General features: G+C 67.5%; 24 protein-coding genes, 1 tRNA gene, 1 other RNA gene and 2 pseudogenes. 7 read left to right on the top strand and 21 right to left on the bottom strand.

What is annotated here, in order from left to right; genetic code table 11:
- The first annotated feature begins 49 nt into the window (after positions 1–49).
- Positions 50–395: a transfer-messenger RNA gene (gene ssrA, locus H7F49_RS09605) on the top strand.
- Positions 396–428: 33 nt separating this feature from the next.
- Here ssrA and H7F49_RS09600 read toward each other — a convergent pair.
- The 8 genes from H7F49_RS09600 to H7F49_RS09565 all read right to left on the bottom strand — a co-directional run bounded on the left by H7F49_RS09600 (position 429) and on the right by H7F49_RS09565 (position 7,454).
- Positions 429–686: a hypothetical protein gene (locus H7F49_RS09600; RefSeq protein ID WP_185683377.1), complete on the bottom strand. Its 258-nt coding sequence runs from the start codon at positions 684–686 to the stop codon at positions 429–431.
- Positions 687–858: 172 nt separating this feature from the next.
- The gene (locus H7F49_RS09595) at positions 859–2,052 is read right to left on the bottom strand and encodes a carbohydrate porin (RefSeq protein WP_185683376.1); all 1,194 of its coding nucleotides are present in this window, start codon (positions 2,050–2,052) and stop codon (positions 859–861) included.
- Position 2,053: 1 nt separating this feature from the next.
- Entirely contained in the window at positions 2,054–3,511 is a 1,458-nt protein-coding gene (locus tag H7F49_RS19880; RefSeq protein WP_214647745.1) for a methyl-accepting chemotaxis protein, read from the bottom strand.
- Between the two features lie 30 nt (positions 3,512–3,541).
- Positions 3,542–3,925 carry a hypothetical protein gene (locus tag H7F49_RS09585; RefSeq protein ID WP_185683375.1) on the bottom strand — a complete coding sequence of 128 codons (384 nt, stop codon included), beginning with the start codon at positions 3,923–3,925 and terminating at the stop codon, positions 3,542–3,544.
- Between the two features lie 224 nt (positions 3,926–4,149).
- A complete protein-coding gene (locus H7F49_RS09580) occupies positions 4,150–5,181 on the bottom strand; it encodes a phosphatase PAP2 family protein (RefSeq protein WP_185683374.1) in 1,032 nt (343 codons plus the stop codon).
- Between the two features lie 54 nt (positions 5,182–5,235).
- Positions 5,236–5,538, bottom strand: coding sequence for a hypothetical protein (locus tag H7F49_RS09575; protein WP_185683373.1), 303 nt, complete (start codon positions 5,536–5,538; stop codon positions 5,236–5,238).
- Positions 5,539–5,730: 192 nt separating this feature from the next.
- A complete protein-coding gene (locus H7F49_RS09570; RefSeq protein WP_185683372.1) occupies positions 5,731–7,062 on the bottom strand; it encodes an ABC1 kinase family protein in 1,332 nt (443 codons plus the stop codon).
- Positions 7,059–7,454, bottom strand: coding sequence for a thiol-disulfide oxidoreductase DCC family protein (locus H7F49_RS09565; protein WP_328806648.1), 396 nt, complete (start codon positions 7,452–7,454; stop codon positions 7,059–7,061). The genes H7F49_RS09570 and H7F49_RS09565 overlap by 4 nt, the downstream gene beginning before the upstream one ends.
- 154 nt (positions 7,455–7,608) lie before the next feature.
- On the opposite strand from H7F49_RS09565, the gene H7F49_RS09560 reads away from it, so the two are divergent.
- Positions 7,609–8,055 carry a DUF3429 domain-containing protein gene (locus tag H7F49_RS09560; RefSeq protein ID WP_185683371.1) on the top strand — a complete coding sequence of 149 codons (447 nt, stop codon included), beginning with the start codon at positions 7,609–7,611 and terminating at the stop codon, positions 8,053–8,055.
- A gap of 31 nt (positions 8,056–8,086) precedes the next feature.
- On the opposite strand, the gene H7F49_RS09555 is transcribed toward H7F49_RS09560, so the two are convergent.
- From H7F49_RS09555 to infA, 5 genes are all read right to left on the bottom strand, one after another.
- Positions 8,087–8,162: transfer RNA gene (locus tag H7F49_RS09555), tRNA-Phe, on the bottom strand.
- A 128-nt stretch (positions 8,163–8,290) separates the two neighbouring features.
- Positions 8,291–8,458, bottom strand: a complete 168-nt coding sequence (yacG, locus tag H7F49_RS09550; RefSeq protein ID WP_185683370.1) for a DNA gyrase inhibitor YacG — start codon at positions 8,456–8,458, stop codon at positions 8,291–8,293.
- Complete coding sequence (locus tag H7F49_RS09545) at positions 8,455–9,444, bottom strand: ribonuclease (RefSeq protein ID WP_185683369.1); 990 nt, start codon at positions 9,442–9,444, stop codon at positions 8,455–8,457. Before H7F49_RS09545 ends, yacG begins: the two co-directional genes overlap by 4 nt.
- Complete coding sequence (locus H7F49_RS09540) at positions 9,437–10,054, bottom strand: Maf family protein (RefSeq protein WP_185683368.1); 618 nt, start codon at positions 10,052–10,054, stop codon at positions 9,437–9,439. The genes H7F49_RS09545 and H7F49_RS09540 overlap by 8 nt, the downstream gene beginning before the upstream one ends.
- Before the next feature lie 5 nt (positions 10,055–10,059).
- Positions 10,060–10,305, bottom strand: a complete 246-nt coding sequence (infA, locus tag H7F49_RS09535; RefSeq protein WP_168605162.1) for a translation initiation factor IF-1 — start codon at positions 10,303–10,305, stop codon at positions 10,060–10,062.
- Between the two features lie 257 nt (positions 10,306–10,562).
- Here infA and H7F49_RS09530 point away from each other — a divergent pair, with 257 nt between their 5' ends.
- A complete protein-coding gene (locus H7F49_RS09530) occupies positions 10,563–13,034 on the top strand; it encodes a TonB-dependent receptor (RefSeq protein ID WP_185683367.1) in 2,472 nt (823 codons plus the stop codon).
- 99 nt (positions 13,035–13,133) lie between these two features.
- Here the strand turns inward: H7F49_RS09530 and H7F49_RS09525 are convergent, their stop codons facing one another.
- Positions 13,134–13,673, bottom strand: coding sequence for a PilZ domain-containing protein (locus H7F49_RS09525; protein WP_185683366.1), 540 nt, complete (start codon positions 13,671–13,673; stop codon positions 13,134–13,136).
- Positions 13,674–14,474: 801 nt separating this feature from the next.
- Here H7F49_RS09525 and H7F49_RS09520 point away from each other — a divergent pair.
- The 3 genes from H7F49_RS09520 (at position 14,475) to H7F49_RS09510 (ending at position 18,253) form a co-directional block, all read left to right on the top strand.
- Positions 14,475–15,869: an exopolysaccharide biosynthesis polyprenyl glycosylphosphotransferase gene (locus tag H7F49_RS09520; protein WP_185683365.1), complete on the top strand. Its 1,395-nt coding sequence runs from the start codon at positions 14,475–14,477 to the stop codon at positions 15,867–15,869.
- 102 nt (positions 15,870–15,971) lie between these two features.
- Positions 15,972–17,921 (top strand): excinuclease ABC subunit UvrC, encoded by a 1,950-nt coding sequence (uvrC, locus tag H7F49_RS09515; RefSeq protein ID WP_185683364.1) that lies wholly within the window; start codon positions 15,972–15,974, stop codon positions 17,919–17,921.
- An 86-nt stretch (positions 17,922–18,007) separates the two neighbouring features.
- On the top strand, positions 18,008–18,253 hold the full coding sequence (locus H7F49_RS09510) for a hypothetical protein (protein ID WP_185683363.1): 246 nt from the start codon (positions 18,008–18,010) through the stop codon (positions 18,251–18,253).
- A gap of 27 nt (positions 18,254–18,280) precedes the next feature.
- Here the strand turns inward: H7F49_RS09510 and H7F49_RS19530 are convergent.
- From H7F49_RS19530 to H7F49_RS09485, 6 genes and pseudogenes are all read right to left on the bottom strand, one after another.
- Positions 18,281–18,469 (bottom strand): annotated as a pseudogene (locus H7F49_RS19530) (transcriptional regulator); the annotation flags it as partial.
- A 47-nt stretch (positions 18,470–18,516) separates the two neighbouring features.
- The gene (locus tag H7F49_RS09505) at positions 18,517–19,389 is read right to left on the bottom strand and encodes a glycosyltransferase family 2 protein (RefSeq protein ID WP_185683362.1); all 873 of its coding nucleotides are present in this window, start codon (positions 19,387–19,389) and stop codon (positions 18,517–18,519) included.
- 54 nt (positions 19,390–19,443) lie between these two features.
- On the bottom strand, positions 19,444–20,559 hold the full coding sequence (locus H7F49_RS09500) for a glycosyltransferase family 2 protein (RefSeq protein WP_328806645.1): 1,116 nt from the start codon (positions 20,557–20,559) through the stop codon (positions 19,444–19,446).
- Positions 20,552–21,796: a polysaccharide pyruvyl transferase family protein gene (locus H7F49_RS09495; protein WP_185683360.1), complete on the bottom strand. Its 1,245-nt coding sequence runs from the start codon at positions 21,794–21,796 to the stop codon at positions 20,552–20,554. Before H7F49_RS09495 ends, H7F49_RS09500 begins: the two co-directional genes overlap by 8 nt.
- A 267-nt stretch (positions 21,797–22,063) precedes the next feature.
- Positions 22,064–25,552: a transcription-repair coupling factor gene (mfd, locus tag H7F49_RS09490; RefSeq protein WP_185683359.1), complete on the bottom strand. Its 3,489-nt coding sequence runs from the start codon at positions 25,550–25,552 to the stop codon at positions 22,064–22,066.
- Positions 25,553–25,749: 197 nt separating this feature from the next.
- Positions 25,750–26,037 carry a hypothetical protein gene (locus H7F49_RS09485; RefSeq protein WP_185683358.1) on the bottom strand — a complete coding sequence of 96 codons (288 nt, stop codon included), beginning with the start codon at positions 26,035–26,037 and terminating at the stop codon, positions 25,750–25,752.
- A gap of 60 nt (positions 26,038–26,097) precedes the next feature.
- On the opposite strand from H7F49_RS09485, the gene H7F49_RS09480 reads away from it, so the two are divergent.
- Complete coding sequence (locus H7F49_RS09480) at positions 26,098–26,466, top strand: hypothetical protein (RefSeq protein ID WP_185683357.1); 369 nt, start codon at positions 26,098–26,100, stop codon at positions 26,464–26,466.
- On the opposite strand, the pseudogene H7F49_RS09475 reads toward H7F49_RS09480, so the two are convergent.
- Positions 26,435–26,544, bottom strand: a pseudogene (locus H7F49_RS09475) (IS5/IS1182 family transposase); the annotation flags it as partial. The gene H7F49_RS09480 and the pseudogene H7F49_RS09475 sit on opposite strands and share 32 nt — an antisense overlap.

Below are 26,544 nucleotides of genomic sequence, written 5' to 3'. Positions count from 1 at the left end.
CCCCTGTACGGGGCAGGCTGGAGCCGCAGGAGGGCGGGGCGCAAGTCCCGCCCTTTTCTTTTGCCTCGTCCCTCCCTATATCCGCTTTCGCCGGGTTCGCCCGGCTATGATGATAAACTGCGGCGTGGAATAGGCGCAGCGGACCCGGGGGCGGTACCCGGCGGCTCCACCATCAGCCTCGCTTTCCGCGGGGTCGTTGACGGGGCCGAACTAGGATCGACGTGTGTTCAAAGGCGCTGTTTTCATCCGGGCTGAGTAACCCGTTAAAGGCTCAAAACCCATAAGTGCCAACGACAACGAAGCACTTGCTCTCGCTGCGTAATTCTAGGGGCTAACGCCCTGAAGTTACAAGGTTAGAACGCGGTCGGACCGACCGGGCAACAGAACGGATTCCAGCGGCTTGGGGGGTGCCGGGCAACAGAAACCCCCTACTTTCCCCCGTCCTCCGGAACAGACTTGCGAGCGTCCCGCTCGGCCTGTTCGTAACGCAGGCAGTCCAGGATCTTGGCCCCGGCCATGAACACCGCTCCGGTGGTGGCCAGGAACAGCAGCTTGCCGCCGGTGCCCGGATACTGTTCAAGGTAGTGGGCTCCGCGCGCCGTGCCACCCAGCGCCAGGGCATAGATGATCATGAACGCTTCGATCCGCGTCTTGATCACGAACAATCGGCCAATCTTGCCCAGCATGCGCACTCGGTCCCACCCTGTCTGGCCGCTGTAGACCAGATCATCGTGAACAGAGCAACGTTCGTGCCAGTGGCGGAACCGCAGGGCCTACGATGGTTACCGCCGAATGAATTGTAAACCTTACCGACAAGGCAAGGATTGCCGCAGCGTCGCGAGGCGCCCGGCGGGCGGGTCAGAAGGTGATCTGGACCCGCAACGTGGTCTGCACCGCCGTATGGGTGGGCATCGCCTCACCGGTCTGCCGGATGATCTGGAGATCGGGCTGCAGGGTCAGATGCGGCAGGATCTCATCGGAATAGGTCAGCTCGACCGCGGACTCGGTGTGCCAGGCCGGCTCTCCGGCCGCCGCCTGGGCGGCCCGGAACTCGCCGGAGGTTCCGGCATGGTGCAGGCCCACGGAAAAGGCGCTGGCATCGCGGCCGACAATGGCCGGGGTGACGAGCAGGCCGGTCTGGAGGGCGCGGGCGAAGGGCTGAGTCAGGCCGCGGGCCAGGCCGCCGCGCAGGAAGCCCGTCACCGCGCGCTTGCCACCTTCCGCCAGCTTCGCCTCGGCCATGGCATAGACGCCGGCCGGCTTCTCGCGCAGCGGCGATCCGTCCGGCGCCAGCGAGATCAGCGCGTCGCGGGCCTGGGTGAAGGTCCAGCCGCCCAGGCTGACCCGCAGGCGCTGTCCGGTACCCACCTCCCCGGCGACCAGCAGCCCGTCGGCAAAGCTCAGGTCGACCCCGCCGGGATCGCCGAAGGTCTGGACCCGGGCGTTGGACACCACCACCTGGGCATAGCCCCCGGACTGGTTGAACGCGGTGCGCAGGCGGGCGGCGAGGGCCGAGCTGGGGAAGGTGGAGGGGCCGGCCGGACCGCTCGAGGCGAATTCCGAGCTGATCCCGAAGGTGGGCGAAAGCAGCACCGCGGCGGATTCGGTGGTGTTGAACTCGCTGTTCACGTCATAGAGCCCGACGCGCAGGGTGGCCGGGCCGAAGGCCTGTTCGCCCCACGCCTCGTACAGCCGGACCGCGGCCCGCCCCACTTCGATGTTGTTCACCCCCTGCAGCGTCCCGCCCGCATCGTTGGGGCGCAGCCCCCGGTTGTTCAGCACGGTGACGTGCAGCACGCTGCCGCGCAGCCCGGCCAGCTTGTCGAGGTCGGCGTCCAGCGAGAGCTCGAGATTGTCGAGGTAGCGCAGCTTGGCGTCGCTGCCGCCGGAAGCCGTGGCGCTGGTATCGGCCGTGTAGGTGACCGCAAGATCAAGCCCCTCCCGGGCCTCGACCGGATCGGCCAGGCCGAACGACAGGCCAGCCAGCAGCACCGGGGTGAGGGCCGGGGTGAGCGCGCGCGGCGAGACGCGGAGATCCTGATTCTGGGCCATGTCAGAACGCGCTCCAGTCATCGTCCTTGAGCGCCAGATTGCCGGCGACCGGAGGACGGGCCGGTGCGGCCGCAGGGATCGGGGCGGCGGAGGGGGCTGGGATCGCGGTCTGGGGGCGAGTGGCCGGACGCGATGCGGTGCGCACCGTGCCGGGGGCCTTGCCGCTTTCGAACTCGTCGACCAGCGCCGTCAGTTGCTGCGCCTCGCGCGACAGGCTGTGGGCCACCGCCGTGGTCTGTTCGACCATCGCCGCGTTCTGCTGGGTCACCCGATCCATCTCGGACACGGCCGCATTGACCTGCTTGAGCTTGCCCGACTGGCGCTCGGCCGCGGTGGCGATGTCGTTGATCAGCCCGGTCACCTCGTCGACCCGGCCGACGATCTTGCCCAGCTTCTCGCCCGTGGCGGCGACCAGGCTGACCCCGGTGCTGACCTGGCGGGCGCTGGTATCGATCAGGTCCTTGATGTTGCGGGCCGCATCGCCCGAACGCTGGGCCAGGGCGCGCACCTCGTTGGCGACCACGGCGAAGCCCTTGCCGGCCTCGCCCGCACGGGCTGCCTCGACCCCGGCGTTCAGGGCCAGCAGATTGGTCTGGAAGGCGATTTCGTCGATCACCACGGTGATGCTGGCGATCTTCTGCGCCGATTGCTCGATCGCGGCCATGGCCTGGACCGCCTCGCTGACCACCTCGCCCCCTTCGGAGGCCTCGCGTTGGGTCACCTGGACCATCTCGCGCACGGCCTGGGCGCCCTGGGCCGTTTCGCTGACGCTGGAGGTGACCTCGCTCATCGCCGCGGCGGTCTCCTCGAGGCTGGCGGCCTGCTGCTCGTTGCGGCGGGACAGGTCGTCGGCCGCCACGCGGATCTCGCCGATGGCCGTGGCGACCGTGTCGGCGCCGGTACGGACCGATCCCAGCGCGTCGGCCAGGGCCAGGGTGGCGCTGTTGTAGTTCAGCCGCAATTGCTCGTAGGCCGGTGGGAAGGGGTCCGGAATCTGGTGGTCGAGCTTCTTCTCGGCGAGCATCTGGAGTCCGGTGCTGAGCGCCGAGACCACCTTCTGCTGGTGATGGTCGGCTTCCTGCTTGGCCAGGGCGGTGTCGCGGAACACCGTTGCGGCCGACGCCATCCGCTGCACCTCGTCGCCGTCGTCGCGCCCGTCGAGCTGCACCGCATAGTCGCCCTGCGCCATGCGCAGCAGGCCCGCAGCCAGGGTCTCGACCGGCTGGATGATCTTGCGAAAGACGAACAGGCCCGACCAGCCGAGCGCGATCACCCCGCTGAGGATGGTGAGTATGGTCGTGCCGAGCGAGATCATCACGATGCTGTTCGCGGCCGCGCTGGTTTCGGCGATCTCCTGCTCGATCGACTTGGTGAGGTTGGCCTGAACCTCCTCGAACACGTCGAACGCGGCGTTGAATGCCTCATAGTCCGCCCGGTAATCATCGGGATGGGCGGCCACCCGGTCCGCCAGCGCCTTGGCCTTGGCGACTTAATCGTCCTTGAGCGGCGGTGACTTGGCCACCTGGGCGGCCAGCTTGTCCGAGTAGGTCTGGCTGGTCACCACGGCGAAGGCGCCGTTCAGGATGTCGATGTCCTCGGCCAGGGAGTCGCGTGCGGCCTTGGCCGCTTCCGCGTCGTTCTGCTTGGCCGCGTCGATGATCTGATAGACATCGCCCTGGATGCCGTCATGCTTCATGTCGGCCAGCATCTGGCTGGTCGCGACCTTGGTCAGGACCTGCTGCGTCTGGCTGTTGCGATAAAGCGTGTACTGCAGGAACGACGCCGTCGCGACCTGCACCACGCTGATCACGGACAGGACGATCAGACACAGGATCAGGCGTTTCTTGATCGAGGCATCGGCACGGAACGTCATGATCGGGCACCCCCGCCCGGACTGATGGCGGTGCGCTGGGAACGGGCGCGCACCGGCAGTCGGGGCCATTAGACTCCGGGAAACCTTAAAGGTGCGGCCCTGAATTCGGGGTAAGCCTGACGTTAGGGAAACTACGCCCTGAGGCATGATCCAAAGTCAGTGGCGTGCCTGATGCCCTCGTCCGGCCGGCAACAAAATGAAATATTGGACAAAAATCATCCAAATCAGGCTGCGGCCGGAGTATTGGGAAGCGATCGGATCGTAACACATGCCAGGGCGGCGACCGCTGCGCCGAGCAGCATGTTGGTCAGGTAATGGGTGCCTTCGACCGGAGTCGACAGCAGCATGGCGATGTTGACCGGCACGATCACGCGCCGCAGCGCCGGGAACGGCCAGGCCGTCACCATGAAGATCACCGCGCTGGCCGTATGGAAGCTGGGCGCGCAGACGATTCCCTGCACGGCGCCCAGATCGATCGCCTGAATGGCATGGGCGCGCCGGGCCGGGATGATCGCGCTCTGGTACAGCCCGCTGGTGGGCATGTAGTGGATCGGTCCGTGCCACAGGAACGCCAGCGCACCGCGCGCCGGGAACAGCGGGAACAGCGCCAGGGTCATGACCGATGCGGCCCAGAAGCTCAAAAGAAAACGGTGCGCCCGGTCCCGTTCGCCGTGCCACGCCAGCCAGCCGAGCAGGGCCCACGGCGTCACATAGATCGATCCGTAGGCCAGCGCGCCCAGATGCTGGAGCAGGGGATGGCCGCAGACGATCCGGTAAAGCGCCACCCAGTCGAAATGGAGGGCGGTGTCCGAGCGCGCCAGGGCCGCGTCGGAAAAGCCCGAGGTATCGGCCGCGGTCTCGTAGCTGGCGATCGCGCCGAGGATACCGATCAGCAGCATGGCCCCGGCGTGGGACGAGAAATCCCGCAGGCGGGTCTGCCAGGGGGTGCGAGCATTCGTCATGGCGATGCGGATGCCCAGGCACAGCGCCATGATCAGCGACAGCGCCAGAAACGACCGGTTCGACACGTCCGGAAACAGACGGTTGTGCAGCATCAGCGGGACGATCGCGATCCCGCTCGCCATCAGGGCAAGGACCAGCCAGGGCGTGCCGCCAGCGGTCCGGCCGGCGCTTACGGCGCCCACGAACAGGTTGGGCCCGGGTGCGGGGCAGGCCGGCGGAGAGCTGGAGGTCATGGCATGGTCAAAATCGGCGGCGCCATTCGCAGGGCGGACCGATTTGGCAAGTGCGACCATGGGCTGACCGATCGCTCCGGCTCAGGATCGATCAAACCCGCGCCGGGCGGGCAATCAGTAGCAGACCCCGGCCACGGCGCGCGTGAGCCCCGCGGGTCCGCCTTCCTGGGCGACATGGACTTCGCTCGCCGATCCGCTGATGGTCCAGCGCGCGACATTGCCACGGCGCCCGATCGTGACCACCTTCAGGCTGCCGTCCGTGGCGCGGAACATCTGCGCGCCCTGCGGCAGGTGCTGGACGATGCACCGGGCGGTGGCGGCGGGATCAGCAGCGGCGGGCGTCGACGCGGCCATCGCGGCCGTGGTGGTCGCGGAAAGGGTCAGCAGACCGGCAAGAAGCAGCTTGGCGTGGTACATGGCTTGTTCCCGGCCGAGCGTCCGATTGCGGACGACCGGCGAAAGTGTTCCTGTCGCGCCGGTCGCGTCGAAACGTCCGGCAGTGTCAGGATCCTGACTTACCAAACCTGTCCGGACCTTCGCACCAGCATTAACTCTGAGTCATACAGGCATTTGCGGGGGTGTCCCGCTTCGGCACAGGGCCATGGCCAATTATGAATGCGGCGGGAACTCGGCCAGGATATCGCGCACCATGGCCCGCAGCGCGAAACGCGCGCGCAGCCGGACGGCGAGCAGGGCCGTCCCGCTGACCTTGCGCTGGACGAACAGGGTGTCGATCGGCGGGATATGCCAGGCGCTGCGATCGGCCATGATCGTGCGGGCATGGCCGCGCAACCGCTCGACGAACGAGCGGTCGGCGAAATCGAACGGATCGGGCCGGCCGAGATGCCCCATCATCACCTCGATCATGCCGTCGAGGGCCGGTCCGTGGCGGGTCAGGATCTCCGGCGCAACGAACCCGGCGTCGAGCAGGGCCTGCTTCAGCGCCACGCGGTCCTCGGCCAGACCGGCCTCGAGCAGGCGGCGATAGGCCAGCGAGGTTTCGGCCGGGACGGGCCGTGCCGCCCCGAAATCTAGCAGCACGATGCGGCCGGTCTCGGGCTGCCAGCGATAGTTGGCGAAGTTCGGATCGGTCTGCATCAGGCCGAAACCCATCACCTCGCGCAGGACCAGGCCGACCAGGGCGGAGGCGGTGCTGTTGCGGGTCTCCTCGTCGGCATCGGCCAGGCGGTCGATCGACTGCCCCGGCACGAAATCCATCACCAGCACCGCCGCGCCGGACAGGTCGTCAACCGGGGCGGGCACCACGAACCGGGGATCGTCGGCCAGCAGTGCGGCGTAGCGCCGCATCTGCGTGGCCTCGCGGACATAGTCCGCCTCCTCGTGCAACTGGCGCTTGGCCTCGGCCAGCAGCGGGGCGATGTCCAGGGTCGGCGGGAGCAGGCCCGACAGGCGCAGCAGCGTGGCCACGTTGTCCACGTCGGCATCGATGCTGGCGGCCACACCCGGGTACTGCACCTTGACCGCGACCACGCGCCCATCGGGCAGGGTGGCCTTGTGAACCTGGCCGATCGAGGCTGCGGCGATCGGGATTGGATCGAACCGCGCGAAGCGGCTGCGCCAGGTCGGGCCCCAGTGGCCGGTCAGCACGCGGTTGAGCTGCGCCGGGGGCATGAAGTCGGCCGCCTCGCGCAGTCGGGCCAGGATCGCGGTCAGTTCGGCCGGGAGAATGTCGCCGGCGTCGAGCGAGATCATCTGCCCCAGCTTCATCGCCGCCCCGCGCAAGCGGGCGAGCTGTTCCGCCGTGCGCATGGCATTGCCCGGGGTGAGCAGCAGGTCGGGCAGGCTGGGACGATCGCCACTGGCCAGGCGCCGGGCGCCCTCCGCCACCATCCCGCCGACGATCCCGCCGGCCAGTTGACCGAAGCCCGCCAGGCGCGACAGGCGGCTGCTGGGCACCTTGCGATAGCGCGGATCGGTCATCGCAGCAGATCCTGCAGCAGCGGGCGGATCTTGAGGAACGCCCGATAGGTGCGTTCGAGCAGCCACAGCACGGCGGGCTGCCGCGCGGCGAGGCCCAGCGGCCGCAGCGCGGGGATGGCGCGCCACATCGCGGCGAAGGCGGCCGCGCCCGACAGGAGCACGCCGTTCTCGCGCGCATGGAACCGCTCCAGCATCAATTGCCGGTCGGTGGGACAAGCGGCGTCCGGCGGGGTCAGGTCGATGAAGCCGATCCGTTCGGCCCGATCCAGCCGCCGCATCAGGGCGATCTCGCGCAGGCAAAGCGGGCAGGTGCCGTCGTACCACACCGTCACGGCGGGCTGCGGCGGGGCCGGGACATCCTGCATCGGGAAAGGGCGAAGTGGACCGGCCATGCCCGTCCCCTCGGCCGCGCCACCCGGTTTGACGACCTGCCAATAGGGGAAGGGAACCGAGGCCAGGGAGGCGTCACAGCCCCCTCGGCCCGCCGGCTGGAATGGCCCAAAGGCGATCTTGCCGGAACGGGCGCAGACCGGCACGGCCCGGGCCATGCTGTTCACCTCGCTTCCTCGCCCTGTCGTCGCGCTAGGTCTCGCCGGGATCCTCCCCCAGGCGGCCTGCCTGTTCATCGCCCTGACCGCCCCGGCCGAACGCTGGTTCGTCCTCGCCGCCGGCTGTTGCTATGCTGCGGTCATCCTCTCGTTCCTGGGCGGCATGTGGTGGATGGCCGGCCTGCTCACCGGCCGCACCAGCGCCGACTTCTACGCGATAGCCGTCATGCCCAGCCTGATCGGCTGGGCCGCGCTGCTGCCGTGGTGCTTCGGCTGGCGCTGGCCGGGACCTGCGCTGGTGGTGCTGGCCGCCTGCCTGCTGGCGAGCCCGCTGGTCGACCGGTGGATGGCCGCCAGGCTCGACCTGCCACCAAGCTGGCTGCGCCTGCGCGTGGCGATGGCGAGCGGGCTGGGACTGACGACGCTGGGACTGGGGCTGACCTAAAGCCTCACAGGCTTGCGGCGACCACCGGAAGTGGTGCCCGGGGGCGGAATCGAACCACCGACACCATGATTTTCAGTCATGTGCTCTACCAACTGAGCTACCCGGGCATCGCCTGGCCATCGGCCCTGCAGGACCGCCCCAGGTTGGTAAAGGGGCCGTCCGGCGATTGGAAGCGCGCCTATGGCGAAGCCGGTCGGGCTTGGCAACCCCCTTTTGCCGGAAACCGCCGCGCGGGTCAGGATGGCTGGTCGTCGTCCTGCAATGCCGGCGGGCCGGGCAGGGCGTAGCCGTCATCCAGCCAGCGCACCAGGTCGCGGTCGCGGCAGCGGGTGGAGCAGAACGGGGTGTGATCGGCACTGCGGGGCTTGCCGCAGATCGGGCACTTGCGGGTGGGAGCCATCATGCGGCGATCACCTGCGCGAAGCCGCCGTTCAGGGCAAGCTGCGAATCGGTCTGCCACACGATGGTCCGTCCGGTGCGCCGGGCGAGCTCGGTTTCCCAAGCGGGGAGCACCGCCGCACGGACCTTGGGGTGGGCGACCAGCAGCAGGGGGCCGGGATCGGCCACCCGTTCGGCCCGCCGCAGCAGCAGCCGGGCGCCGGCCCCGGCCGGGTCGCGCATCAGCCGCGCGACGAGCGAGGGCCGGGTCACCCGCGCGACGATCTGGACGAAGCCGAAGCCGTTCATCGCCGTGCGTTCGTGCGGCCAGTCGCCCAGCGCCTGGCCCAAGGCCGCGTCCGCGGCCAGGCGATCGGCGCGCTCCGGCAGGGTCGGGAAATCGATCCCGATCGATCCGGACAGATCGAACCGGGCGATCGCGCTGGCCACCGCCGGGATCGCGGCGCGGACCAGTGCCGGGGTCGGGAGCGTGCCGTCCACGTCGATCACCGTCATGCCGGGCGTGGGGGAAACGGTCAGCGCGCCGCCGGGGAACGCCAGGGTTCCGTCCCAGGCTTCGGCGAACAGCTCGTCCCAGTCGGCGCCCGGGAAGCCAAGGACCTTGCGGACGGGAACGGCGCCTTCGGCCAGGGCCTCGGCCAGGGTGGGTGCCGCGCGTGGGGCGGCCGTGGTGGGGCGCGCCTGGGCCAGCTTGTGGCGGCCCTGTTCGGCCAGGCCGGGGCGGGTGACGACCAAACGCAGCGGCGCGCCCTCGGACGCTTCGCGGGGCAGTTTGTCGACCAGCGCCAGCTCGCCCGAGCCGAAGCGGGCCGTGCCGCGCCGCGCGCCCGCGGTGCGCGAGACCAGCACGGCGTCCTCGATCTGGCCGGCGGTCAGCGAACCGGGCCAGTGCAGGCGGGCGGCCCGGACCTCGCCGTCGGCGATCAGGATCGCGCGTTGCTCGGCGATCCCGTCCTCGACCAGCCACACGGGGCCAACCGGGTCAGCCAACCGCGAACCCGGCGGCGCGCAGCAGGGCGCGCGTTTCAAACAGGGGCAGGCCGACCACGCCGGAATGGCTGCCCGATATCCAGGCGATCAGGCCTTCGGCGCTGCCCTGGATGGCATAGCCGCCGGCCTTGCCGTGCCATTCGCCGCCCGCCAGGTACGCGTCGATCTCGTCCCGGCTCAACGGTTTGAAGCGGACCACGGTCTCGCTGAGGCGTTCGCGCAGGGTGCCGTCGGGCGCCAGCAGGGCAATGGCCGAGAGCACACGGTGCCGCCGGCCCGACATCAGCGTCAGGCAGGTGCGGGCCGTGTTGATGTCTTCGGCCTTGGGCAGGATGCGGCGGCCCACCGCGACCACCGTGTCGCCGGCCAGGACATGGGCCTGGGGATCGGCGGCGGCCTGCGCCTTCTCGCGCGCCATGCGCCGGGCATAGTCGCGGGGCGCCTCGGCCTTGAGCGGGGTTTCGTCGATGTCGGCAGCGGCGATGCGGTCCGGTGTCAGGCCCAGGCGGCCGATCAGCTCACGGCGTCGCGGCGAAGCCGAGGCCAGCACCAGCGAGAGGGCAGGCGAAAGGGGGCCGGATCCCGATCCGCCCGGGGCGGCCTCAGCCATGACCGTCAGTAGGAGCCGGGACCGCCGCGGCCGGGCATGAAGCGGTAAGTGATGCGACCCTTGGTCAGATCGTAGGGGGTCAGTTCGACCAGCACCTCGTCTCCGACGAGCACGCGGATGCGGTTCTTGCGCATCTTGCCCGCGGTGTGGCCCAGGATCTCGTGATCGTTCTCAAGCCGCACTCGGAACATCGCGTTGGGGAGGAGTTCCACCACCTGCCCACGCATTTCAAGGAGTTCTTCTTTCGCCATCCGGTCGTCTGATCCGTTCAAATCTCAGCTGATTGCCGCGCCCCATACGCGGCGGGGCGGGAAAAGGCCAGTGCGGAAATCCTCTCCCGCCGCAAAGGCCTTCGCGGTGTCGCACCGCCGTCCTGCGACCGGGTGATTTCCGGACAGGTATCGGGGAGGCGACAATTTGTTACGCGGCAACGGCTTGTTCCTGATGGGCGGCCACGGCAATCAGCGCGGCGTCGGGGAGGGGCAAGACCCGAATGAAGGATTGTCACTTGCGCCGGACCCTGACCCATTGCCTGACCACCGGCCTTGTGGCCGCAGCCCTGGCCCCGGCCGGTAGCGCCTTCGCCGCCGAGCCGGCGGCGGTGGATCGTGCGGCAGATGCCCCGGCTGGTGACATTACCGGTGGCGGGGCGGAAGCCGAGGCGCTGACGGCCTCCGATCCGGTGGGCGCCGATCCGCGCGAAACGCCGCGCGGGGGCGAGATCGTGGTGGTCGCCACGCGGATCAAGGGCCAGGTCGAAGCGCCGCAGCCGCCGCTGGTGACACTCAACGAAGAGGACATCGCGGCTTACGGCGCCGCCTCGATCACCGATCTGCTCGCGGCCCTGGCCCCGCAGACCGGTTCGGGTCGGGGGCGGGGTGGAGGCCGGCCGGTGGTCCTGCTCAACGGCCAGCGCATTTCCGGCTTCCGCGAGATGCGCAACATTCCGCCCGAGGCGATCCGCCGGCTCGAGATCCTGCCCGAGGAGGTCGCGCTGCGGTTCGGCTATCCGCCCGACCAGCGGGTCATCAACTTCATCCTGAAGGACAAGTTCAGCGCCCGGACGGTCGAAACGGAGTATGGCCAGCCGGACCGGGGCGGGAGCTCGACCACCGAGGTCGAGGGCTCGCTGTTCCGCACCATGGGCCCCAGCCGGCTCAACCTGACCCTGTCCGCCACCGACACCACGCCGCTGTTCGAAAGCGAGCGCGGGGTGCAACAGGCCGCAGGCAGTCTGCCCGGCAGTGCCGGCGCGCGTACCCTGATCGCCGACAGCCGGGACCTGACCGCGAATGCGACCTGGACAACCGGGCTCGGCGAGCAGGGGCTGGCCGGATCGCTGACGCTCAACGGGGCGTTCACCCGCAACGATACGACCTCGTTCTTCGGCCTCAACGGGCTGACGCTCGATCCGCTCGCCCGGCGCGGGCGGACCGAGACGACCGAGGGGGGGATCACCTTTGCCAAGCCGCTGGGGACCTGGCAGCTGACCGCGACGGTGGATGCGTCGCATGCCGCTGGCCTGACCCTGATCGACCGCACCAATGTCGCGCGGCAAACCGACAGCGCGCGCAGTCTGACCGACAGCGTGACCAGCCTGGTCACCGCGGTGGGGCGGCCGCTGTCGCTGCCGGCGGGGGACGTGACGGCCACGATCAAGGGCGGGTTCGCCTGGTCCGGCATCGTCAGCAGCGATACCCGGACACTGCTGGCCGAGACCCGCCTGCGCCGCGGCAACCTGTCGACCGGGATCAACCTGGGCGTGCCATTGACCAGTCGGCGCAATGCCGTGCTGCCCGGGGTGGGCGACCTGACGCTCAATCTCAGCGCCGATCTCGATCGCCTGTCGGATTTCGGCACGCTGACCGACTGGAGCGCCGGGCTGACCTGGGGCGTGACCGAACGGCTGGGGCTGCAGGCGAGCTATATCGTCAATCAGGCAGCGCCGGGACTGACCGATCTGGGCGCGCCGCTGGTGGTGACGCCGAATGTGGCGATCTATGACATCTCCCGGCAGGAGACGGCTCTGGTCACCGTGACCACCGGGGGCAACCGCCAGCTGCAGCGTGAAACCCAACGCGACATCAAGCTGGGGCTCAACTGGCAATTGCCGGGTCTGAACGGGTCCAACCTGGTCGTCGAATATTTCCGCAACCGTTCGGACAATGTCACCGCCGGTTTCCCTGTGTTCACCCCCGCGATTGAGGCAGCTTTCCCCGGGCGGGTGACACGCGATGCCGGTGGACGGCTGATCGCGCTCAACCGCCTGCCGGTGACCCTGGCCGAGCAGAGCAGTTCGCGCCTGCGTTATGGCCTGAATCTGAGTGGTGGCATCGGCAAGCCGGCGCCGGGCGCGGGCGGCGGGCGGCCCGGTGGCGGCATGATGGGTGGTGGCCCTCCGCCGGGCGGAGGCTCTGGACCGCCACCCGGTGCCGGGGGCGGCGGCCCGCGCGGCGGCGGTTTCGGGGGCGGACCGCCGGGCCGGTTCGGCAACGGGCAAGGCCGCTGGAACCTGTCGCTTTATCACACCGTCCAGTTCGAGAACCAGGTCATCGTGGGAGCCGGCGGCCCGGTGCTGGATCTGCTGAGCGGCGATGCGCTGAGCGGGGGCGGCGTCGCCCGCCACAGCCTCGAGGCCGAGGGCGGGGCCTTCTACCGCGGCTTCGGTCTGCGCTTCACCGGCACCTGGACCGCGCCGACACGGGTCCGCAGCACCGGCCTGCCCGCCTCCTCCGACCTGCGCTTCGGTGCCCTGGCCAAGTTCAATCTGCGTGCCTTCATCGACCTGGGGCAGCAGAAGGGCCTGGTGAAGGCCGCGCCCTTCCTCAAGAACGCGCGCTTTGCGTTGATGGTCGACAACGTGCTCGACCAGCGCCAGCGGGTGACGGACGGCACCGGCGTGGTGCCGATCGGCTACCAGCCGGATCTGATCGACCCGGTGGGTCGCTTCATCGGGGTGGAACTGCGCAAGCAGTTCTGAGGGCCGACAGCCGCGCCGGGAGGCTCGTCAGGTGCGGATGACGATGGCGCTCATTCCTGCGACCGGGGCGCCACGAATACCCGGATTTCTCGGATTGATCTAGCCACGCAGGATCGCGATCGCGGCGACGATCGGGGTCCAACTCAAGGCGGCCAGGGTCAGGACCAGTCCCAGCCTGGCCCTTGCGCTGAGCCCGTCCTGACCTTCGGCAACCCGGTCGTCCGCAGACGGGAGCGTTTGCGGAAGGCTGGTCTCTGGCGATGGCACGGCAGCCGGCGAAGGCGCGAGCGGACGAGAGATCTCTCCGCGCAGCGCTGGTGAACGCAGGAGCGATGCGCTGACGGCAGCCTTGGGCAGCGGCGTCGCGAACTGGCAGCCATACTGGGGGGCATTGTTCCAAACGATCAGGGCTTCGCATGTCTCGGCGCCAGCGAGATCCATCTCGAGAACGTCGCCCAGGATGAATTCGGTCTCGCTGTGCATCAGGAAACCGCGTTCGGACAGGTTCAGGATGTCGACGGTGTCTGCGGTTCCATCCGTTGCCGAGACTGCCAGCGCGGAAAGCTGCAGCGTTCGCCGCTGGCTACGGCGCGGACGGACCGTTTCCGCATTGCCGAAGCGAGGGTTCAACGCTGGCATGCTTCAACTCCATATCACCCGCGTTCAAGGTATCGCTCCGGGGTAAACAAAAGGTTGCCGGACCATTTGCCGCCGAGGGCCGCTTGGAGCTGCGGCAGGGCGTTCAGTAGCGCTCGATTGTCGGGTAAAGCCCTTGGCGTGGCGTGAACAAGCCTCCAGAGGGCCGAGAGCGCCTTGGGGGTGAGGTCGTGCCGTCCGGCATGGCCTCGCACGAATCACCCAGGGCCCGCCGTGCCATTTTGCGCATGGCCGAGAGCCATTGGGGAACCCGGGCGGCGGCTTAAGTGTTTCGGCGCCGGGGTGTCACTGACTGTTAATGTGGTGCCGTTAGGCTGACGGCGATCGACGACATCTTCCCGTCATGCGGGGCCAAGGGTCACGAATACGACCGATCTCCGTGCGAAAATGGGCACACGGCAAACGAGGGGCGTTTCAATGGCTTCAGAACGGTCAGAAAGCATCACGCCCGGCGGTGTGCCAATCTGGGCCACAATCTCGCAAACGCAAAAAGCCCCAAAAATTGGATTGCAGATCAGAGGCTTCGTGCCATGTTTCGGCTGAAAGCATGAGGGCTGAAGACTCCGGGTCTGCAGAGGGAATTGTAAGTTAAGTTGAAGACAATTGATCAATGGGGCCAATAAGATGTTAATGTCCGAGGGTGGTTGGATTCGGCCTCGGTTTGCGTTTAGCGAGAGTGCAGCCTTTCTTCGCAGCTGCAACATGTGCTAAATCTGGTCCCGCCCTGGAGTTGGTGGCTGGCGCTCTGGTCTGAGGTGGTTTCCGATGAATCGTTTTTCAGGGATGGCGCCATTCCGGGCGGAACTAGAGGCTGACCTACCGCTTATCCCGGTCGCCCGCGCTCCTCGGCGAGTCCGGCTGGCGTTCGGTCAGGTGCTGCTCGACCAGGCGGCCCTGGCTCTGGGTTTCGGCAGCGCGCACCTGCTGGTCGCGCGCCCGGGCCCTGCGCAGGTGTTCGTCTTCCAGGTCAGCCTGATGATGATACTGTACGTGATGTCCGCCTTCATCCTGCGGGCCTTTTCCACGGACGGGCTGATGATGCGGAGCCGCTCGCTGCCCCGCGCCCTGGGGGCCCTGGTGCTTGCGGCAACGCTGTTCACCTTTTTCCATTTTCTGCTGCTCGTCCCGGTGCGCATGTCACGGCTCGAGTTTCTCTGCGGCGCTGCCATCTGGGCCGGCTTGCTGATGGCCTCGCGCTTCGTATTCGTGAAGCACGCCATCCGCGCATTGGGGGGCTCGCTTTATACCACGATCGTCCTGCTCGATCGATCGGGCGGAAACACCTTCGCGTCGTCGTTCGTGGGCCCTGGCACGACGGTGGTCGACATCTGCGGGATGTTTGATCCGGCCACGGCCGGACCAGGCGAGTACGATGCTCTGGCCCGGCTCATCGGCCAGGCTGATCGGGTGGTGGTCAGCTGCCATCTGGACCGCAGGTCAGACTGGGCCCACGCCATGCGCGGCATGAATGTCCACGCCGAGGTGATCGCCCCGGAACTGCGCGAAGTCGGCGCGCTTGGTATTGCCCGTCACGCGGACAACACCACCCTGCTGCTGGCTCGTGGCCCGCTGGGCTTGCGGGCGCGGTTTTGCAAGCGGGGGTTTGACATCGCCTTCGCCCTTGGCACGCTGCTGCTGCTGCTGCCTCTGCTTGTGATCATCGCGATTGCGATCAAGATCGACAGCCCGGGGCCTGTGTTCTTCCGGCAACCGCGTATCGGGCGGCAGAACCGGGTGTTCCAAGTCTACAAGTTCCGCAGCATGAATGTGAACGTGCTGGATGCCGGCGGCCGGAATTCGACGCGCCGTTGCGATCCGCGTGTGACGCGGGTCGGGCAGTTCATCCGTGCCACCAGCATCGATGAGCTGCCCCAGCTGCTGAATGTCCTGCTGGGAGACATGAGCGTTGTCGGCCCACGGCCGCATGCGGTTTACTCCACGGCCCAGGAGCAGCTGTTCTGGGAAATCGACAGCCGCTACTGGCATCGCCATGCCTGCAAGCCCGGCATCACCGGCCTTGCCCAGGTCAAGGGCCTGCGCGGCGCGACCGAGTACACCAGCGACCTTACCAACCGGGTTTCGGCCGACCTCGAATACATGTACAACTGGTCCTTCCTCGGGGATCTTCTGATCATTTTCCGCACTCTGTCGGTGATCGTCCACCCCAAGGCCTACTGACCGGCGATGCGTCGCGGCCCCCGGGGCGCGGGATCATCCGATCCCTCGGGTGTGCTCAATTGCCCCCTCCCATAACCGGCCGCTTTCTTCTACGCTCTGCACATGTCCCGCCGTCCTGTTGGTTCCGCTCCCTCGCCGCAGGGCGCCGAGCGCTTCCACGAGGAGCGCGCCGCCTACACGGTGCGTGGCACCGAGCAGCCGGATCTGGAGCGCGGGATCGCTGCGATTCGCGAAACCGTGGCGACCCTGCCGACCCGGCCCGGCGTCTACCGCATGCAGGATGCCCGCGGCGAAGTGCTCTATGTCGGCAAGGCGCGGGTGCTGCGCAACCGCGTGGCGAATTACACCCAGGTCGATCGCCTGCCGCTGCGCCTCCAGCGCATGGTCAGCCAGACCCGGGGCATGACGATTGTCACCACCAACAGCGAGGCCGAGGCGCTGTTGCTGGAGGCCCAACTGATCAAGCGCTTCCGGCCGCCCTACAACGTCCTGCTGCGCGACGACAAATCGTTCCCCTTCATCCTGCTGCGGGCCGATCACGATTTCCCGCGGATCAGCAAGCATCGCGGCGCACGCAAGGCGGTGGGGAACTATTATGGTCCCTTCGCCAGCGCCGGATCGGTCAACACCACCATCAACGCCCTGCAGAAGCTGTTCCTGCTGCGATCCTGCACCGACAGCTTCTTCAGCCGGCGTGACCGGCCGTGCCTGCTGTACCAGATCAAGCGCTGCTCCGCCCCTTGCGTCGGACGGATCGACGCGGCCGGCTATGCCGAGCTGGTGGCCGAGGCCAAGGACTTCCTCGGCGGCAAGTCCTCGCTGGTCCAGCGCAAGATCGAGGCGCAGATGCAGGAGGCGGCGGAGGCGCTCGATTTCGAGCGCGCGGCCATGCTGCGCGACCGGCTGCGCGCCGCCACCTTCATCCAGGGCAGCCAGGCGATCAACGCCGAAGGGCTCGACAGCGCCGATATCTTCGCCCTGGCGGCCAAGGGCGGGCAGATCGCGATCCAGGCCTTCTTCATCCGCGGCGGCCAGAACTGGGGGCACCGGGCCTTCTTCCCGACCCACACCGACGGGCTGGGCGAGGACGAGGTGCTCGCCGCCTTCCTCGCCCAGTTCTACGAGGAGGTGCCGCCGCCGCGCACCCTGCTGCTTGACCGCGAATTGCCCGAGGCCGAGCTGCTGGCCGAGGCGCTGCGTCCGTCGGCCGGCGGCAAGGTGGAGATCGCGGTGCCCCAGCGCGGCGATCGCCGGCGGCTGGTCGAGCAGGCCTCGCGCAACGCGGCCGAGGCGCTCGACCGGCGGCTGGCGGAAAGCGGCACCAAGGCGAAGATCCTGCGCGAAGTGGCTGAGTTCCTCGAGCTGCCCGAGGTGCCGCAGCGGATCGAGGTCTATGACAACAGCCATATCCAGGGGACCAATGCCCTGGGTGCGATGGTGGTCGCCGGGCCCGAGGGGTTCCTCAAGAACCAGTACCGCAAGTTCAACATCAGGCGTGTCGAGACCCTGCCCGGCGACGATTTCGGGATGATGCGCGAGGTCATGGCGCGGCGGTTCGGGCGGGCGGTGAGCGAGGATCCCGAGCGGGAAGGGGGGACCTGGCCCGACCTGGTGCTGATCGACGGCGGCAAGGGGCAGATGAGCGCCGTGCGGGCCGTGATCGAGGAGCTGGGGATCGAGGACCTGGCCCTGATCGCCATCGCCAAGGGTCCGCACCATGGGCGCGAGGGGCGCGAGGTGTTCCACTTCCCCGACGGCCGGGAAAAGACCCTGCCCGTCAACTCGCCGGTCCTGTTCTATCTCCAGCGGCTGCGTGACGAGGTGCACCGCTATGCCATCGGCGCGCACCGCGAGAAGCGCAGCCGGGCGATCTCGGCCAGCCCGCTCGACGAAATTCCCGGCATCGGCCCGGCCCGCAAGCGGGCCCTGCTCCTCCACTTCGGCACGGCCGGCAAGGTCCGCGCGGCCTCGCTCGAGGACCTGCAGCGCGCACCGGGCGTCAGCGCGGCGATCGCGCAGACGGTCTATGACTTCTACCACCCGGGCGGCTGATCGCCCGGGCCGTCACTTCGTCGCAACCCGGGAACCCTCAGCCCGCGCGGGCGGTTCCGGCGGGGCTTGCAGCGAAGGACACCATCATGGGCAAAGCAACGTTCGAAACCCCCGACGAGCAGGACATCGAAGTCGACAGCGACGAGGTGGTCCGCCTCGCGCCCGGCCGCGAGGAGGGGACAACCATCATCGAACTGGATACCGACGGGGAGCTCGTGGTGATCGGCACCGCGCTTGAGGTGGCTGCCGAGCTGGGCCTCAACCCGCTCGAGTACATCGATGCCGAAGACGATGACGAGTCGATCGAGGACCTGGTCGACGACGATGACTAGCGCCCCCGCTGAAGCGGAACAGTCGGCGCGCGCCTGGCGTGCGGGGCTGAGGCCCCAGCGGCGCAGGACGCCGTTGAAGGCGCGGGCATCGGCTTCGGCGAAGGACCAGTGCGATCGCTAGGTCATCGATAGCGAGACCGAGGGCTTCGGCCAGTTGCGCACGAAATGTGGTGCCATCACCGGCACGATCAGCATGTCGCCGGGTGCGAGGGCAAATGCGATCCTGCCTTCTTCCGGCGCGAGACGGGACTTACGGGGTGAAACTAACCGCGTTTGACGCCGAACATCAGTCGATGGCCATCCCAGAAGCGCCACAGCCGAACGAGGGTTAGCCCGCGGATTGCGGCCAGTCTATCCTTGGTTGTGGTCAGGCGGGGGCAGGTCAGCACCTTGGGGGTGTGAGCCAGGATCGACAGCGGCAGTGCCCAGGTCCGGGCGAGCCAGCGCAGCCGGTTGGCCAGGTTCGGCTGCCGCAGTCCGAATGTCTCAACCTGGATGCGCAGCCACTTGGCGCGCAACTGGGGCCAGGTCGTGCGGGCCGGATGGCCGATCGCGGCGTCGGCCACGTAGCCCAGGCGGTAACCCTTGGCCCGTGCGCGGTGGGACCAGTCGAGATCCTCCGACAGGCCAACGCCAAAGCCGCCGACATCGTCGAACACGCGCCTGAAGGTGAACAGGTTACCCGAGCCGGTGAAGCCCTTCTTGTGGATGTAACTTTCGTTGTCGAAGGCGAAGACCACCTCGAATGCCTCGGCTGCCGAGAGAGGTCCGTCGTGATCGATCAGGACCCGCACCGGGCCTCCGCAGAAATCGAACGACGCAAGCCCGGCCAATCCGCTGGCCAGCCACTGCGGCTCGGCAACGCAGTCCGAATCGATGAAGGCCAGGCGTTCGCAGGATGAGGCCAGGACGCCGCGGTTGCGTGCCGGGCCGGCGCCACGCTCGGGCGCCAGCACCACGCGCGCCCGGCCGCCCACGACGGCCTCGACGGCGGCCAGACCCTGCGGGGAATTGTTGTCGGCAACGATGATCTCGAATTCGGACCGCGGCACGGTCTGCCGATCGAGCGCCGCGAGGCAGCGTTCGAGACCCTGCAAATCATTGTAGTGTGGTACAATTACCGAGGTCGATATCATCGCGGCGCTCTTGCTACAAATTCCGATGTGCAGATCACCTGCACGGCGTGTCGGCTAGCTCTTGGGAGGCTTTCCCGGGCCCGGACGGGGGAGTGAAAAGGCCAGGCCGGCGGTGGCGGGATCCGACACCCGGGCCCGTATTGCGCGTGGCGGGCCGAGGCCGAAAGTTCCCGCGATGATCGCCCATGCCTCGGCAGGTGCCCCGCGGAGCAGGAGTTGCAACGCCTTCATCAGGCCAAGCCCCCATGTCAGCGGCATCCGGTCCGGCATGAAGCGGCGGACGAACCATTGGCGGTTGCGGTAGTTGAAGTAGTTGGCGAAGGGCGATGCGCGGCGGGAGATTGAGCCAGATCCGATCGCGGTTCCGCCGCGGTGATAGACCACCACCTCGGGGGCAACCCGTAGCGGCAGCGGGCCCCGCCGACGTGCCCAGTCGACCTCCTCGTAATAAAGGAAATACTCTTCCGCCATAAGCCCGACCTCTTCGAGCATGCGCCGTGAGGCGATCATGCTCGCGCCGCTGATGAAATCGAGCACGTCCGCGGTGGGCATGGCTGTTTCGCCGGGCCGGGCCCCGGCATTGAGCGAGTGGCACCGGCCGGTCAGCCGGCTGACCCGCCCGCCATCGCTCTGGATGCTTTCGGGCTGTTCGTAATGGATGGTTCGGCCGCCCATCAGCGCGAAGTCCGGATCAGTACCGGCCGTCAGGATCGCCCTTGGGGTTTCGGGCGGGACCACGCAGTCCGGATTCAGCACCCAGAACAGGTCGATCGCCGGATCACGGCGCAGCTCATTGAGTCCGAGGTTTACACCACCGGCGAAGCCGCGGTTCACAGGCGAGCGGATCACCGTGAGCCGAGCCGATGCTGCGGGGAGCTCGCCCGGCGCGATCTCGACCAGGGGGACAGGCTTGGTCGGCGCGGCGTAGCGGGCGAGCGGGGATTCGGCCGGTTGCGGGTAGTCCTGCGTTCCGTTCGCCCAGGCGCGGATCAGTGCCACTGTCTGGTCCGATGACTGGTTGTCGACCACCACGATGCGGCTGACGCTGTCCCCGGCGGCGGCTAGGCTATCGAGGCATTCCAGGATGACGTCGCTCGAATTGTAGCTGACGATCACCACGCCGAGGCCGGGGCTGGGGTTGGGGCTAGCGGTCATGGCGATGTCAGGCACGCCGCCCGATGGCCGCGGTGAAGATCCGTTGCAATGCCGCCACGTAGCCATCGAGCAAAGCTGCGACCCGGGCGTTGCCGGCCGCGATTTCGGCCGCCATGGCCGGACGCTGGTCGATCCGGTCGAGCAGGAAGCGGATAGCGTCGGGCTGCGATATGCCGGTGTGCGGCAGGGTATGTGTATAGCCCAGCAGTTCCCCGAACAGCCCGATGAACTTGCGGCTGTAGGCGACCGGCAAGACAGGCACGCCGCTTGAGAACGCGGCGATGCAGGCGTGCATCCGTGCCGCGATCAGCAGGTCGAGGCCGGAAATGTATGATTTTGCCTCCGACGGGCCGGCGAAGTCTGCCAACCGGATCGCTCCGGGATAGTTCCGGGCGAGTTCGTCTGCGATCACCCCATCGGAATCGTGCGGCAGACTGCGGTCGACCACGTGGGTGATCAGGTGGACCTGGATGTCGGGCCGGGCGACCAGCGCGTCAAGCAGCGCGCGCATCACCGTGGCGTAGTCGTAAGGGAGGCGATACGCGTTGCCGCCAGAAAGGCTCTGGTGCCACAAAAGACCGGAAACATTGACGCCGACATGGATCTTGCCATCAGTGGCGCGAGGGCGGGGGGTGTAGGGCAGCCGGAAGGCAACGTCAGCCGCGAGCAGGGCTTTCGCCTGCGGGGCGATGGCCTTGATCGCAGCGAGCGACATCGGATCGCGCGCCACGGTCAGCTCGGCATCGTTCATCACCCCGGCGGCGAGCCGGATGTACGGCTGCGAATGGAACGGCCCGATTGTCTGTGGAGAGAGGACGGTCGGGATGCGGCGCTGCAGTGCCAGTCGCTTCGTGAGCCACATCCAGAAGAAGCGCTTGCCCCCGTAGATTTCGGCATAGCTGTCGCCAGCCGAGATATCGAGCATGCAGTCAAGTTCGCCCAGAGCCTTCCAGTAAGCGGTTGAGGTCAGGACCGTGGCGCGGTTGATGCGGACGATGCGGTGCCCGTCAGGGGTCGTCGCGGCATCGCCGGCCCGACCTGGCGCGAACAGGATGAACCGGGGATTTAGGCCGAGATCCCGAGCCGCCGCCGTCGCAATCGCCATGTTGCTGACCGTGAGGGCGTTGACCCCCTGATTACCCGAATCAAGGGTGTGCCAAAGGAGCCCGATGGTTATGTCTTGATAGGCGCGCCCGGCATTCTCGACTGGCATGAATAGAGAGGCTTTCCTGTTTCGCCTGCCTACGGCCATGTGGACCGGAGTTCAGCAAGGTCATTGAACATCTATGTCTTTGTGCGTCAAACGGATAGCTTGGTCTCACAAGCGGTTTTGCGGACATCCGTGCCGTCCTCAAGGTCATTCCCGCCGCGTGGCTGGCTAAATTGGTCTTGCTATACTCGATTTCGAGCAAAAGGTTTCGGTCCGCCCGCTGCTTCTTCCGTTTTTGGCCTCGCTGCCCATAGCATCGGCATCTTTCCGAAATGATTACAATGGCGGTCTCCGCCGGAACAGGCGATCTCACCGCGCCTTGCGCGCGATCTTGGACAGCCCCTTGGTCAACTGGAACAGGCCGTGCAGCCGGGCCTTCGGGTCACCCCAGACGCGGGTCACCACCAGCTTGTTGTCCGGACGCAGCTTGACCGTGCCTTCCAGCCGCTGGGCATAGGCGATCAGCCCCATCGGATCGGGGAAGCTGTCGTTGTGGAAGGTCACCAGCGTGCCCTTCGCGCCGACGTCGATCTTGGCGATGTTGGCATCGATCGCCTGGCGCTTGATCTCGATCAGGCGGATGAGGTTCGCGGTGGGGCCGGGCAGGGGGCCGAAGCGGTCGATCATCTCGGCCGACAGGCTTTCGATCTCCTGCTGGTCCTCGGCATCGTTGAGGCGGCGGTAGAGGGCCATCCGCACGGCAAGATCGGGCACATAGTCCTCGGGGATCATGATCGGGGCATCGACCGTGATCTGCGGGCTCAGCGTGTTGCGCTCGCGCGCCAGGCCCATCTCGCCCGCCTTGGCCGCCAGGATCGCGTCCTCAAGCATCGACTGGTAGAGTTCGAAGCCGACTTCGCGGATGTGGCCGGACTGCTCGTCGCCCAGCAGGTTGCCCGCGCCGCGGATGTCCAAGTCGTGGCTGGCGAGCTGGAAGCCCGCGCCCAGGCTGTCGAGATCGCCCAGCACCTTCAGCCGCTTTTCCGCGACCTCGCTCAATTGGGTGTCCGCCGGGGTGGTGAGATAGGCATAGGCGCGCAGCTTCGACCGGCCGACCCGGCCGCGGAGCTGGTAAAGCTGAGCCAGGCCGAAGCGGTCGGCGCGGTGGATGATGATCGTGTTGGCGCTGGGGATATCGAGCCCGCTCTCGACGATCGTGGTGCTCAGCAGCACCTCGTACTTCTTTTCGTAGAAGGCGCTCATCCGCTCTTCCACCTCGGTCGGGCTCATCTGCCCGTGCGCAGTGACGAAGCGGATCTCGGGCACGGTCTTGTGGAGCCATTCCTCCACCTCGGCCATGTCGGCGATGCGCGGGACGACGATGAAGCTCTGCCCGCCGCGGTGATGCTCGCGCAGCAGCGCCTCGCGCATCACCATGTCGTCCCATTCCATCACATAGGTGCGCACCGCCAGACGATCGACCGGAGCGGTCTGGATGGTCGACAGCTCGCGCAGGCCGCTCATCGCCATCTGCAGCGTGCGGGGGATTGGCGTGGCGGTGAGGGTGAGGACGTGGACATCGGCGCGCAGTTGCTTCAGCCGTTCCTTGTGGGTCACACCAAAGCGCTGTTCTTCGTCAACGATAACAAGACCAAGGCGCTTGAACTTCACGCTCTTTGACAGGATGGCGTGAGTCCCGATGACCACGTCCACCTTACCCTCGGCAAGCCCCTCGCGCGTGGCCTTGGCCTCCTTGTCGGTGACCAGGCGGGACAAGCGGCCCACCTCCAGCGGGAAGCCGGCGAAGCGTTCCCTGAAATTGGTGTAGTGCTGGCGGGCGAGCAGCGTGGTCGGGGCGATCACCACCACCTGGTGCCCGGCCATGGCTGCGACGAAGGCGGCGCGCAGCGCCACTTCGGTCTTGCCGAAGCCCACGTCGCCGCAGACCAGCCGGTCCATCGGCTTGCCCGAGCCGAGATCGTCCAGCACGTCCTCGATCGCGCGGTCCTGGTCCTCGGTCTCCTCCCAGGGGAAGCGATCGACGAAGGGGCCATAGGAATGCTCGTCGGGGAGCAGGGCCGGGGCCTGCCGCAAGGCGCGTTCGGCGGCAACCTTGAGCAGCTCGTGCGCGATTTCGCGGATGCGCTCCTTCAGCCGGGCGCGGCGCTTCTGCCAGGCTTCCCCGCCCAGCCGGTCGAGCGCGACCAGGTCGCTGTCGCTGCCATAGCGCGACAGCACTTCCAGGTTCTCGACCGGGATGTAGAGCTTGTCCCCCCCGGCATAGACCAGCATCACGCAATCGTGCGGGCTCTGGCCGACCGGGACCGACTGCAACCCCTCGTACCGGCCGATCCCGTGCTCCATGTGGACCACCAGATCGCCCGGGGTGAGGGCGGACAGCTCGGCCAGGAAGGCGTCGGCGCTTTTCTTGCGCTTCTTGCGGCGGACCAGCCGGTCGCCCAGGATGTCCTGCTCGGTGACGACGTCGAGCTCGTCGTTGGCGAAGCCGGTTTCCAGCGGCAGGACCAGCGCGACCGGGGCCCCCTTGGCGGCCAGGCCCAGCGCCTCCTGCCAGGTTTCTGCGATCACCGGGGCCGGGCGCGCAGCCTCGCCAAGGATGGAGGCCAGGCGGGCGCGGCTGCCCGGGGTATAGGCCGCGATGATCGCCTTGCGGCCCTGTTTCGCCTGGCCGGTCAGATAGGTCGCGGCGGCTTCGTAGACGTTGTCGCCCCGCGCCCGCTCCGGCGCGAAGTCGCGGCCCGAACGGAACGCGAAGTCCATCGCGCCGGCACTGTCGGGCTGGGCGAACAGGTCGGTGCGGTGGATCGGCCAACCGGCCAGTTGCCGGTCCAGCTCCTCGCGCCCCAGATAGAGCGCGGAGCTGGGCAGCGGGCGGTAGGAGCCGGCGGCCTTGCCGGTGGTCTCCGACCGGCTGGTGAAGTAATCGGCGATGTCGCCCAGCCGCTCATCGGCGGCGCCCAGCGCGGCGCTGTCGATCAGGACCAGGTCGTGCTGGCCCAGATGATCGAACAGCGTGGCCATCCGGTCCTCGAACAGCGGCAGCCAGTGTTCCATCCCGGCCAGCCGCCGCCCGTCGCTCACCGCCTGATACAGCGGATCGGACGTGGCATTGGCGCCGAAGGACTCGCGATAACGGGTGCGGAAGCGCTTGACGCTGTCCTCGTCGAGCAGGGCCTCGCTCGCCGGGAGCAGCAGGTGCTCGGCCACCTCGCCGGTCGAACGCTGGGTGTTGGGATCGAACAGCCGCAGCGTTTCCAGCTCGTCGCCGAAGAAATCGAGCCGCAGGCCCCCCTCCAGCCCGGACGGGAAGATATCGAACAGCGATCCGCGGACCGCATACTCGCCGGCATCGGCCACGGTATCGGTGCGCGAATAGCCTTGCCGCTGGAGCAGCGCGATCAGGCTTTCGCGGCCAATCTCCATCCCGGGCTTGAGCAGGCGCACCGATTCCCGGATGCGGAACGGGGTCAGCACGCGCTGCAGCATGGCGTTGATCGTCGTGACCAGCAGCTGCGGCCCCCCGGCAGGTTGCTGCAGCCGGTGCAGCGCCGCCAGCCGCCGCGCGCTGATCGACAGGGCCGGGCTGGCGCGGTCATAGGGCAGGCAATCCCACGCCGGGAACTCTATCACCTCAAGGTCGGGGGCAAAGAAGGCGGCGGCCTCGCCCAGTCCGCGCATGGCCCCTTCGTCTGCCGCCACGAACACCGCGCGCCCGCCGCTGGCCGACCCATGGGCCGCGCGGGCCAGGTCAGCCAGCACCAGCGGCTGAGCCCCGCGCGCCACCGAAGCGAGGGTCAGCGGGGTCCTGGCGGACAGGATTCGGGAGAGGTCGGGCATCGCAGCGGGCCCTAGCGGGTTGTTGGGTTGGGTCAACTTTCCCGGAAGGGTGGAGTTTCAGGAGCCGGGCTGAAGATCATCCCTCCGTCAGTCGCCTGCGGCGTCTGCCCGCTCCCCGTTTGCGCCCGCGCGAATGCGGGAAGCATCCTGACCAGATCCCTCTCATTCTGCGAAGCCACCTGGAGATGGCATGCGCGTCAGCGACTGACGGAGGGGGTCTGCTTGACCGCGTAATGTCGACGCAGCCTTGCCTCTGCATCCGCTCGATCAGTGGCCCGGCGAATGGAGGCAAACACCAAAAGGTCGAAAGCCACGGGATTGATGGTATCCCTCCGGTTCATTCGGGCAAAATCGTGCGGCGTCTGAAGTGTCACCGGCTTTGCCGCCATCGGCATCGATTGAGCCAGTCCAAACTCTTCCATTTCATTGAATTTGAAGGCCACAGTTGAGCAGGTGTTTTGGCTGAGTTGGGTAAGGAAAATCACTTGTAAAGCATGCCGGACTCGTGTCTGCTTTCCTGATTGCCGGAATACGGGGTCAAAACCATGGCCATCGAGTATGGAACAGTGGCGCCACCACGCACTGGTAACGTCTTTCTGGATGGTCTGCTTGGCCCGGCTGTCTACAATCTTAGCCAGTTTCCAACGGGCATTACCTATGTCCTGCAGGGCCGCGCGGGCTCCAGCGGAGTGGACGGCTTAGGGGGATCCGAATGGGCGAAGAATGGCGCAGCCGCAGCGTTTGTGGCCGCCGCAGAAGCCTGGAAAGCGGTTTGCAACATTCCGCTCAAACCCTACCCGTTTTACTACAATGGATCGGGTACCACCGGCGCAAACTGGATCGAGAAGTATGACTATATCGGCTCAGAGTCGGTTTCGAAACTCACGCTGAGCGTGCCAGTCGGCGGATCATGAGCATGGCAGCGGCGGCGTAGAGGAATGCTGCTGCGGATTTGAGGGTTGCCTCGACATCCTTGGCCAGGCGACGATTTC

Source organism: Novosphingobium aerophilum (assembly GCF_014230305.1).
GTDB classification, from domain to species: Bacteria; Pseudomonadota; Alphaproteobacteria; order Sphingomonadales; family Sphingomonadaceae; genus Novosphingobium; species Novosphingobium aerophilum.
This window is presented reverse-complemented; position numbering and strand designations above follow the sequence as displayed.